Below are 11,658 nucleotides of genomic sequence, written 5' to 3'. Positions count from 1 at the left end.
GTCCCTTAAATTTTATGAATGTATACACGCGGAATATCATACAAAATATGACTGATTAACTCATTAATAGATTGTCCCGTAACTGCAATATAATCATAAATTGATTGCTTTTCATGGCCAAATAAGATGACACGATCTTCAAGTTCACAGGGAACCCCCGTAACGTCCACCATAAACTGCGACATTGCGATATCGCCGACTATTGGACATAATGTATCATTAATGACAACATGACCGCCATTAAGCGATAAAGACTTCATAACGCCATCACAATAGCCTGCTGATATGGTGGCAAGCATCATATCATGATCAGCTTGGAATGTACGTCCATACCCAACATATTCACCTGCTTTAAGTTCACGCACCATACAAACACGCGACTCAAATGATAGAACAGGCTCATATCCTTCATTTAATGACGATTCTAATTGTGACGGATGATACAGTCCAAACATTATCATACCGCATCGAACGGCATCAAAGCCCAAATCACCAAAGTTTAAGATGGAGGGACTGTTTTGAAGATGAGTCATCTTTGGATCAATGCCATCTTCATGCAAACGTTCTAAAACTTTCTTATAGCGCTCTAATTGAAGCATCGAGAACGCGACCGCATCGCCATCATAGGATTGAGCTTCTACGAAATGACTGTAAATGCCAGATACATCGACACCTGGTAACGCATAACATGCCTTAATTTCCGCATAATCTTCCATCCCAAGTCGATGGAGACCTGTATCCACCTTAACATGCGTTTTAACTTTACATCCATGATCAAGACCAAATTGATTTAATTTCAGCGCATAATCATAATTTATAATCACTTGCATTAAATCATATTTGACTAAATACTCAAAATTCGATTCAAGGGTTGCACCCAATAACAAGATGGGGGTTGTAATACCATTTTCACGAAGATCACGAGCTTGTTCAATATTTAAAACTGCAAGGACATCGATGCCCATTTTTTCGCATGTATGCGCAACTTCTACAAGTCCACATCCATAACCATTAGCTTTAATTACTGCGATAATTTTTGTTTTCGAATCAATAATGTTTCGTAATTTTTCTGTGTTGTGAAGGATTTTTTGTTCATCCACAAAGACGGTACAATTGTTTATCATAAGAGGTCCTCAATCATTTTTGTAATCAATTCAGGATAACTTACACCTGCACGGTCAAGCATCCCTGGATAACGTGATGAACTGGTAAAACCAGGAATCGTATTCACCTCATTCAGGAAAATACGATGATCATCCGTTACAAAGAAATCAAGACGTGAAAATTGAGCACAATCCAGTACATTAAACGCCAATTCCCCAAGACGTTGAACTTCTTTTCGTACAGATTCTGGGAATGTTGACAATGGAAGTGTCTCTGTAGCATGTGGATGATATTTTTCTTGAAAATCAAAGACTTCACCCGAAACATTAACTTGGTCCACATCACTTACAATGAGCTCCTGTTCCGTTTTAAGAATTCCCAATCCGACTTCAGTACCTTTAATATAAGCTTCAATTAAAACACGTGAGTCAAATTCAAATGCAAAAAGACACGCATTTAATAATTCATCATAATTGCGAACATAAGTAACACCAAACGAAGAGCCTTCACGACTTGGCTTCACAATACATGGGTATGTCACGGCATCAACATCGATTTCATTAATATTCGTTATTAATTGATACTGAGCCATTTGAATCCCTGCCGCTTCACAAATAATATGCGTGAACCCTTTATCCATACAGAGCGCTGATGACAAGACATCACATCCTGTAAACGGAATGTTCGCACATTTTAGAAGTCCTTGCACCTGACCGCCTTCTCCCATACGTCCATGAAGCATTAGAAATGCAACATCGATCGGTAACAACGATTGGTCGTCTGCAAAGATAAAACCAGGACGATCATAGTTGAATTGAAGATAAAGCTCACGATGGCCTTCAAGGTCATTGTTCTGCATCATTTCTAACGTGTAATGACCCGTATACCATTTCCCATCTTTCCCAATATAAAGTGGGACACAATCAAATTTTTCATGAGGGAAATGTTCTAACACTGAAGCCGCACTGGCTACAGAGATATCGTGTTCACTGTTAATTGAACCAAATACTAATGCTACTTGTAACTTATTCATCTACTTTACCTCTTCCATTAATCGTTCTAATTGGTAAGAACGTGAACCTTTAATTAGAATCATATCATGCTTATCAAAACATGGGCTGACTCGTGCTACAAATGAGTCAAACGAATCATCATTTGTGAATCGTGATGGATCCAGCTTACTTTGCGCGATGGCCTTTTTAAACTCCGGTCCAAGCGTATGAACCATTTTGATATTGAGTTCGTGCACACAATCCAAGACCTCTAAATGAGCATTAAAACTTTCAGGTCCCAATTCCACCATATCACTTAGAATCGCTACACGATCACCATCATACTCGTAATGTGCAAGTAAATCCAATGCATATTTCGCACTGATTGGATTGGATTTATACGCATCCAATAATACAAGCGCATTTCCTTTTTCGACAAGTTCGGTTCGCAAGGATGTAAGCGCAACATGATTGAGACCTTCTCGAATAACGGCATCTTCAACACCCAATTCTTTTAAAAGCACAATTACGCCCGCACAATTACTTGCTTGATGATTTCCTAAAAGGTTACTTGTATACATTACGCCATCAAGATTAAAGGTGATGCCTTCATTATTTGAAGAGACATCGGATACCACAAATTCATTATCTTCATTAAATCCAAATGTGCGCTCACCATGACTGATATTACGATATTCTTCAAAATCACCTTGAAAAAATGACAATGATTTTCGTGTTACAAAGTCGAAAATTCTCATTTTTTCTGAAGCAATATGCTCAATACTCTCAAAATTCATCATATGTGCTGGTGCTAGACTCATGACCAATCCTGCATCGGGACAGATACACTCTGCCATCTTAGCAACATCACCAACATAATCTAAACCCATTTCAAAAATACCAAATTCAGTATCTTCATCCATACGGAATAGGTTTAAATAAGTTCCAATTTCAGTATTTTGATTTTTATAAGTTGCAACCGTTTTACCAACGCGACTTAAAATACTGTACAAGATATCTTTCGTTGACGTTTTACCATTACTACCGGTTATACCAATAAAACATGCATTCAAGGTATTACGATACGCATGCGCAAACATTTGAAGGGCAACCATGGTATCTTCTACAACAATTTGGCAGACATCAATATCTTGAATTTCATGATCAACAATTAAAGCACTGGCACCTTTAGCAATGACATCTTGAATATAGTCGTGCCCATCAACACGTGCCCCTTTAAGACAAACGAAGAGATCACCGGACTCAACCATCCGAGAATCGACTTTAACCCCTTGAATTACCGCGGATCCAATTACGGTTCCATTAACCCATTTTGCTACTGTTTCCGTTTTTAAATTTTTCATCGTAGATGTTTCTCCTTTAATTCTTCCAATAATTCAAATGCATCTTGCTCATTGCGTGCTGTACTGTGATAACGCCCAAAAAGCAGTAATAAGTGATGTGCTCGCGCCCAATCCTCTCGTGGAATTTTACGCATTAATTTTCGTTCAACATCTTCCACGCTATCATTTGGTTTCGCTAATTTTAAGCGCTTCGCCACCCGTTCAACATGTGTGTCGACTGCGATGGCCGGTATTTTAAAACCTTCTGCCAAAACAACATTAGCGGTCTTGCGCCCCACTCCGGGTAGTTTCATCAATTGTGTACGTGTTCGTGGAACTTCACCACCAAAATCTTCCACTAGCATCTTTGCACAAGCAACAATATATTTTGCTTTATTTCGGTATAAACCAATTGTTTTGATGTACGACTCAACGGTTTTAACCTCCGCCTGCGCAAGCGCTTGAGGTGTCGGATAAGCTTCAAAAAGTGCTGGTGTTACCTTATTAACAGCAACATCCGTCGTTTGTGCAGATAACGTAACTGCAATTAATAATTCAAATGGGTTTCGATAATTCAAATCACTTTTAGCATTTGGAAACTCCGCATCCAAAATGCGAATAATTTCTGTTACATTCATCGCGATCCCATTCTTTCTTTTTGTTTATTCGCAAGAATTGCGTTTATATACTGCATTGATACTTTTTTGTATATCACCGCATTACGCAATGCGTCTAAAATATCAGATTCTGTATATTTTGATAACCACGTATTTAGAGTCATTAATTCATTTTGTGACAACAAGCGGCCAAACTCTGATTCAAATACCTCAAAGATGCCTTCGTTAACGTACTCATATCGAACACCATCTTGAAATAAACCATCTAAATTAAACTCTAAAGCATCTTTTGACACTTTTATAGAGAGTAAATTCTGACGTACTAAATCATGGATAGTCTCATCAACAACTTGTGTTTCAAGTGCTGTACGTTCTGCCAACAATTCTAAGGTAATTGGTGACCCTTGTTGATTCAAAAAATCAACCATCAACAACACAACTGTCTGGACGGGGCTTAACTTAAGCGATCCCAAATTATCCAAAATCCAATCCCTACGATTAATATAAGCTTTATTCCACCACATAGTTAAAAGTCCTCCAATTTAAATACAACTGACAAATCGTCGACATCGACATATACCTCTTGTGTATTATTTTTTAATACATATACGAGTTTTTCTTCATAAACTCCAAAACGAATTTTGCTTTTAGCCACGCCCATGTCTTCTGCCATTTTGTAAACAGGTTCATACGATATATAATCATGCTCACCAAAGGTATCCAATGCTTTATTGAACCACACAATCACAGATCCCTCATCACGTTTAATTTCAGTAATATAATACACTTGGTCAAGTGAAAAACGACTCAGTAAGCGAGCCTCTTCATAACCTTTTAATTTCATCATCGCTTCAACATGTAATTGATCTTCACGTTCGTAAGCCCGGCGAGGTCCACCAATAAAGCCTACATAGCCGATATAGATTGCGAGTACAATAAGGAATATCAAAAACACATTTGTTGAAAAAGCTTTTATTCTTTTTTTCATGTTCACACCTCAGTCATTATTTTACCATAATTATAATCAAAACGTGCGACATTCCAATGGAATTATTTAGAAAACAAGTTTCTTCGAAGGCTTTATCGTGATGCTATCCGACAATAAAATATAACTGAATTAAATCAGTTATTTTTTATTAAATTTAAGAATGCCTTTACGTTCAAGGATGCTTGCGATAAGTCCGCTTGAAACAACGGCTAATGCACCTGATAATCCCCAAGTCGCTGTTACATATGCGTTATCGATATGATCAAAACCGACTACCGACCATTCGATATTCTTGTCATCATCTAAATTATAAAATCCTTGTTTTCCTTTTGCATTGACACCATAGATAAGTTGGGAACCGTCTTCCATATCCCAAGCATTATATGTTTGTTTGTATTCCAGTTCTGGATCAATTTCAACCAATTTTGCATCTACATCTAATGTGTGTTCCGAATATGCTGCTTTATTAACCTTCTCATGATCTTTACCATTGGTTGTGGATTGAATAAAGAATGGTTCCTTTTCAGAACGCATCATCATAATTGCGTCCCCTAAGAGTTCATCCTCTTTACTGAATAAACGCCAGGATGCTTTACCATCTACAACCGCAAGTAATGCTTTTAGATTACCATTACTAAAGCCATTTACTTTTTGTTCACCGATAAGAATTTCTTCTTTTTTAAAACCTATAGAATCCATAAATCGATCCAATAACTCATCTTCGTAGACCGCAGAATCCTTACCATCAATTGGAACATTTATACTTTCCTCAAGATTTCGTTTAATGGTTAGCTTATATTCTTTAACTACATCTTCTTGAACACCACGAATCGAAATGACACGTTCATTTTCGTCGTCTTTAAGCTCATGATCTTTATCGTAAGTCAAGGTCACATCACCACTACTTGCGGCTACATCAATTAAGAACTTATTCACTCGTTTGGGTAAAGTGAATTCATAATCTGTTTTCCCCTCTTCAATCTTTAACGTTTTGAGAGTATCACCATAAAGTTTCGTATCACTTGAAACAATATCAATTGATTCAACCATTAAATCCTTAGCCAAGGCTTCTTTACGTTCTTTCTCAGCTTGTTCTTCTTCCGCTTTGATTTCTTCAGGTGTCTTTGCTGGTGCCTCTTCAGCACTCTGGCTCGAACCACCACCCGTTGATCCGCTTGAAGAACCACCGGTTGATCCACTGGATGACCCTCCACTCGATGGAGCAACAATTTGTACCGATTTCGAACCACCAATTGAGAATTCTGATGGATTCGCTGAAGTAGTTGCCGCTACACCTGATACTGAGATTGAAACTGTACCACTTGACCCGGCAGTTACAGAAATATTTGCACTCTCTGAAGAACTCTCTCCACTTCCAAGCACATCACTCGAACTTGCTCCACCTACACTCCCATTCGTAACGGATGTACTATACGAAAAGAATGCGGTCTCTGAGGCATTAAATGTTAGCGTATAATACCCAGTTTCACCAGGTGCTAGTGTAGAGGGTCCTGATACAGAAATACTTCCACTTGCTGCATAAATTGTTTTTGTATGGATTGGTAGCAGAAGTACTGTCATTAGTACTACGACTATAATTTTAAGCGTTTTTTTCATGATTTACCTCTAATCTAATTTGCTATTGCCTAATAAATGGCTTTTAATCATTGCTAAGTCGAGTAACGAAATCTTCCCGTCACCATTGACATCGCCACGAGTGAATCGGTCACCCGTTAATTTTGAGTTACCGAGAAGATGGCTTTTAACCATAGCAAGATCTAACAACGAAATCTTTCCATCGCCATTGACATCACCACGTTTACCTGTTGCTCCCTTATGATTCTTTCCTGCCACAATTTTGACCTCAGAGCCTTTTACATATCCATAATTGTTGTTATGATCATAGACCGTCTTGAAAGGACGGGTATCTGTGTTCCAAGGCAATAAATCACGATTTTTTGATAAGAGCGGATCTGCCGCAATTTTATACCATACTTCAGAACCTTTTTTTACTTCATCTAAGATTAAAACGTGTTGATCCGTGACATTAAGTTTATAAATTGAACCAGAATTGCTGTTTGCCTCTTTATATACAGAAGGTGTACCACTTGAGGTCACAAGACCAATAGTATATTGATTGTAATCTTTCATTCCAATATACCAATCCAAGATATAAAAATATTCGGCTGCTTTTTCACCCCAAAATGGGTCAGAAGAATACTTAACATTAATTCCACTTTGTTTGTCACCAAGATAACCGCCATAATAGTTAGCTTCTTTCACATCCATGTAATGCCAGTTTAAGAAATGTGTCATATGACTTTGAATCGAAACCCCTACACTTTCATAAACAGTCGCTGATTCTGGTGCGGAGTCATATGCTTCGTGCCCAAAAATATTTTTATCTTTTAAAGCAATATTACTACGTCCCCACCCAGACTCATTGATGGCCGTACCAAAGGTAATTAAAGGGTTAATCCCATACTTGTAACCTTCGTCCACAAAATAGCCCTCTGCACCCACAAGAAGGGACTCATGCGATTTTAGATCCTTAACTTCTATTGTTTTAGGAGAAGGTGCTGCTGTATAACCCTTACGTGCTAAATAACTCTTGAGTTCATTCTTTGTAACGTTTGACTTTGCACGATTCGACAAATACTGATAGTAGTTATACCAAGGCTCTGAAGCATTTAAGGAACCCGAATGGCGATTCAATTTAAGATCCGCAACCATCGTTTTAAGATTTGTATAGAAATAATGGCCGTCCGGAGAATAGTAATTTACACCTTGTCGTAAAGTTACTGGTGCCGGTCCAAGCATAATTGTTGCAGCTTTTGTCTGTGTTGCACCCCGACTAATATAATGCACTAACTCATTTTCCCCATTTACTTTATACATATTCATCGACTTCACTTCATCGAAACTATATTCTCTAAAACTCGAAGCATCAACCCAACCTATTGCTCCCGCAATTTTTATTTGGTAGCGATTATTTTTTTTATTATAAAATGGGAAAACACCACTATATAACACACCATCTGAAATATAGGTGCGTGCTGCAGTCCCTGTTGATTCATTGTAAAGCTTAATTGTCGATTGTCCCGATCCATTGGGTTCAATAATCCCCTCGGTACGTTGCGCACGAGGCCCAGTTGAAAAAGTCCGCATTTGATTTAACACAGTAACCGTTTCATTTTCTTCACCGCCCAAAGATGGTATCTCTGGATCTTGTGTTAAATCCAATTCACCGACGTCTTCCACATCACGTTGTTGCTCAACATCCGGATCAAGAACTTGTGTATATCCTTCTGTCTTCGTGTCATCCGCAAATGTATAAGGCACAGATTGTATTCCAATCATCCCGATGATGAGTGAAAAACATATAATTTTCTTTACTTTTTTTAAGTGTTTATATTTTTTGAAGAAACCCATAATAATCCACCGCCTCATTTAAAAAAATATATCATTGATACGTCATAATCACAATTCGTTTCCCCAATCATGAACATTTCTTCACATTGAGGCACGTTAAAATTGCTGTCAGTTCGAAGCAAGATAGTGTAAAATAAACCTAGGAGGTATTTATGACAAACGAAAACTCAATGAAACACATGGTTAAACTGTCTTTTAAAGAAGAGGTTCTAAACTGTGTTTCACACGGAATAATGGCACTTGCACTGCTTTTTAGTCTTCCTTATGTTGCTATCCGTGCTTATCACGATGGGGGTGCCCTTTTGGCAACGGGTGAGTCTGTCTTCGTGATTTCTTTATTTTTTATGTTTCTTGGTTCGACACTCTATCATTCTATGGAGTATGGCTCAAAGCATAAATATATCTTTAGATTTCTTGATCACAGTTTTATTTTTGTAGCTATTGCCGGTAGCTATACCCCGATTGCTTTGTATGCGATTGGTGGTACTTTTGGAATTATTATTGTACTTGTGCAATGGGCAATGGTGCTACTCGGTATTCTTTATAAGGCACTTGCTAAAAATGCGAAACCATCCATTACAGTTGGAATCTACCTTGTGATGGGCTGGACGGCTGTAGTGCTTATTCCTCGCCTACTACAAAACACTTCAGTCTTATTTCTTGGACTTATTGTTTTAGGCGGTATTCTTTATAGTATTGGTGCATGGTTTTATATGCAAAAAGACAAGCCCTATTATCATTTTATTTGGCATCTCTTTATTAATTTTGCATCCATCGCACACTTTATCGCAATTGTATTTTGTATGGCATAAAAAAAAGAGCAGATTAATCATCTGCTCTTTTATATGGACAATCAAAGACATATTCTTCTTGTGTATCGACGACACGTCTCATATCACCATCAGCAACATAATCGTGTTCATGCATCCATTCTGCAATACCCGTATGAACATCCACAAATGAATCCGCTACAATACGTATTAACTCATCAGGTTTCTCTTGAACAAACTTAATCGGTCCAAGGTCTTCAATCGGTTCTTTCACAGCAATGAAAAGCTTCACATCGACGAGTTCGATTCGGTTTTCAGAATCATATGCCACAGTGTAGTTATATTCCGGGTCGGTTAATTCCACATTAAGACGTATCAATTCATTACGTAATGAATCGATTGCTTTTAAATACAAATCACGTGAATAATCCGGTACTGTGATCTCCATTGTGGCCAGCCACATTTTATCTAATGAAAGTTTTTCAATTTTATACGCCATAAAATACTCCTTTTGAACATTATAACATAAAAAAAGGCAGTTGCCTTTTTTTAACACGATTCGTAGTTGAATTAGCCAATTAACTTACGAATATCATTAAACATTACGAAGACAAAGAGCGCCATAATCATTGCAACTCCAATTGCCATAATACCATTTTCAATTTTCTCAGGAATGGGTCTACGAATAATCATCTCAATGAGCGTTAATAAAGCGCGTCCACCATCCATAACTGGAATCGGTACGAGATTGATCACCGCTAAACTCACTGATAGTTGACCTACGAGGTTTAAGAAAAAGAACCAACCATCGGTAGAAATTTTTGATGTAGCCTGATAGATTCCAATTGGACCACCTACAGAATTAAAGCCAACACCATGAACAAGACGATTTAAAACAAAACCAAGTTGTTGAATCAAGAAGCCAACAAAATTAAAACCAGCTCCAATTGCTTGAAAGAAGTTTAAATCACGATGCTCACCACTTACTGCCTGAACGCCAATTAAATAACGTTCTTGTTCAGCATTATATTCTGGAGTAAGCTTTGTGTCTACCTCTTGACCATTACGCAATACCGTTACGGTAACTTCATGATCTTCATAAACCATGATACTGGTAACCAATTGATTAAAGTCTTTAGGAACAACTACCTTACCATCATCAAATGTAAGCTTTACGATTTCATCATTAACTTGTAAGCCCGCTTTATCAGCTGGAGAATTTACTTGCACGCCAGCAATAACAGGTTCCGGTTGGTCAACGATGCCCGAGTACATAAAGATACCCGAGAATATCACAAGCGCAAGAACAAAATTCATAAAGATTCCAGCTAGCATTACAATCAGACGTTTCCAGGGTTTAATCCCCACAACCGTCCGCTCACGCTCAACGCCAAAATCTCCTTCGCCCGGTTCTCCCGCCATGGATACAAACCCACCGAGCGGAAATGCCCGTATCGAAAAACTTGTTTCCCAACCTTCTTTTTTGTATTGGAAGATCTTAGGTCCCATTCCAATTGCGAATTCATTACAATAAACTCCAAATGCCTTCGCAGCAATAAGATGACCAAGTTCATGAATAAAAACTATAAGTCCCATAACGATAACAAAATAAAAAATATTGATTAAAATTTGCATGGGTACCTCCTATATAAATATCGTAAGAATAATATTAAATGTTAAAAGTGCAAAGACAACACTATCAATGCGGTCTAACACACCGCCATGACCTGGGAAAATATAACCAAAATCCTTCACATCAAAATGACGTTTGATGGAACTAAAGGCTAAGTCACCAATCTGTCCAATAAAAGGAATTAAGAGTGATCCCGCAATAATCGCATTCAACGGAACAAAATCGAGTATAAAGTTATAACCAAAAATAAATGAAAGTATCGCAGACATCAAGTAGCCAATAACTGCACCCTCGATGGTTTTCTTAGGCGATATACGTTCAATTAATTTATGCTTTCCAAATAACATCCCACCGAAATACGCAAACGTATCGGTTAAGTAAGTTGCAAGCAAGACATAAATAAACACAAGCTTATCAAAGGATAAGACAACCGTAACCGCTTGAACCGCAAGAACGAGCATCATAATTAAAATAAACATGTATGACACATTTTCAAAGGTATACCACTCGAAAAAGACGGTAAAGGCAAAAAGCGTCATAATGAGTACAGCTGCAAATGCTGGCACATAGTTAGGTTCAATCAGACCACCCGTTAAGGTAAAAGCAATAATAAAAGGCACAATAATTGGTTTCAATCGGTCTTTATTCAACAAATAAATTTCATATGCCCCTACAAGGATTAAAGCCGTAATTAAAGCAAAAAGAGCCTTATTCCCTGCTAATAAAGCTGCACCAAAAATAGCGACTAATACAATGGCAGTGGTTATACGCTCTTTCAT

Annotated in this window: 12 protein-coding genes; 1 reads left to right on the top strand and 11 read right to left on the bottom strand. The window is 37.8% G+C overall.

Features of this window, described 5'->3' with window-relative positions:
- Positions 1-5 precede the first annotated feature (5 nt).
- The 8 genes from alr to B096_RS0101115 all read right to left on the bottom strand — a co-directional run bounded on the left by alr (position 6) and on the right by B096_RS0101115 (position 8,404).
- On the bottom strand, positions 6-1,124 hold the full coding sequence (gene alr, locus B096_RS0101150) for an alanine racemase (protein WP_018578946.1): 1,119 nt from the start codon (positions 1,122-1,124) through the stop codon (positions 6-8).
- Entirely contained in the window at positions 1,121-2,137 is a 1,017-nt protein-coding gene (locus tag B096_RS0101145; RefSeq protein WP_018578945.1) for a D-alanine--D-alanine ligase family protein, read from the bottom strand. Before B096_RS0101145 ends, alr begins: the two co-directional genes overlap by 4 nt.
- Complete coding sequence (locus B096_RS0101140) at positions 2,138-3,460, bottom strand: UDP-N-acetylmuramoyl-tripeptide--D-alanyl-D-alanine ligase (protein WP_018578944.1); 1,323 nt, start codon at positions 3,458-3,460, stop codon at positions 2,138-2,140.
- Entirely contained in the window at positions 3,457-4,077 is a 621-nt protein-coding gene (gene nth, locus B096_RS0101135; protein ID WP_018578943.1) for an endonuclease III, read from the bottom strand. The genes B096_RS0101140 and nth overlap by 4 nt, the downstream gene beginning before the upstream one ends.
- Positions 4,074-4,580, bottom strand: coding sequence for a DnaD domain-containing protein (locus tag B096_RS0101130; protein ID WP_018578942.1), 507 nt, complete (start codon positions 4,578-4,580; stop codon positions 4,074-4,076). Before B096_RS0101130 ends, nth begins: the two co-directional genes overlap by 4 nt.
- Before the next feature lie 2 nt (positions 4,581-4,582).
- Positions 4,583-5,044 carry a hypothetical protein gene (locus B096_RS0101125; protein WP_018578941.1) on the bottom strand — a complete coding sequence of 154 codons (462 nt, stop codon included), beginning with the start codon at positions 5,042-5,044 and terminating at the stop codon, positions 4,583-4,585.
- Between the two features lie 138 nt (positions 5,045-5,182).
- Entirely contained in the window at positions 5,183-6,661 is a 1,479-nt protein-coding gene (locus B096_RS0101120) for a hypothetical protein (protein ID WP_018578940.1), read from the bottom strand.
- Between the two features lie 9 nt (positions 6,662-6,670).
- Positions 6,671-8,404: a dockerin type I domain-containing protein gene (locus B096_RS0101115; protein WP_244264555.1), complete on the bottom strand. Its 1,734-nt coding sequence runs from the start codon at positions 8,402-8,404 to the stop codon at positions 6,671-6,673.
- A gap of 224 nt (positions 8,405-8,628) precedes the next feature.
- Between B096_RS0101115 and trhA the strand changes: the two genes are divergently transcribed.
- Positions 8,629-9,288 carry a PAQR family membrane homeostasis protein TrhA gene (trhA, locus tag B096_RS0101110; protein WP_018578938.1) on the top strand — a complete coding sequence of 220 codons (660 nt, stop codon included), beginning with the start codon at positions 8,629-8,631 and terminating at the stop codon, positions 9,286-9,288.
- A 13-nt stretch (positions 9,289-9,301) separates the two neighbouring features.
- Here trhA and B096_RS0101105 read toward each other — a convergent pair whose 3' ends face one another.
- From B096_RS0101105 to B096_RS0101095, 3 genes are all read right to left on the bottom strand, one after another.
- Positions 9,302-9,745 (bottom strand): hypothetical protein, encoded by a 444-nt coding sequence (locus B096_RS0101105; RefSeq protein ID WP_018578937.1) that lies wholly within the window; start codon positions 9,743-9,745, stop codon positions 9,302-9,304.
- Positions 9,746-9,816: 71 nt separating this feature from the next.
- Entirely contained in the window at positions 9,817-10,881 is a 1,065-nt protein-coding gene (locus B096_RS0101100; RefSeq protein WP_018578936.1) for a M50 family metallopeptidase, read from the bottom strand.
- 9 nt (positions 10,882-10,890) lie between these two features.
- Entirely contained in the window at positions 10,891-11,658 is a 768-nt protein-coding gene (locus tag B096_RS0101095) for a phosphatidate cytidylyltransferase (RefSeq protein WP_018578935.1), read from the bottom strand.

It is taken from the genome of Erysipelothrix tonsillarum DSM 14972 (genome assembly GCF_000373785.1).
In the GTDB taxonomy this organism is placed as follows: Bacteria; Bacillota_I; Bacilli_A; order Erysipelotrichales; family Erysipelotrichaceae; genus Erysipelothrix; species Erysipelothrix tonsillarum.
Note: the sequence above shows the minus strand (reverse complement) of the source record. Positions and strands in the feature narration are given on the sequence as shown.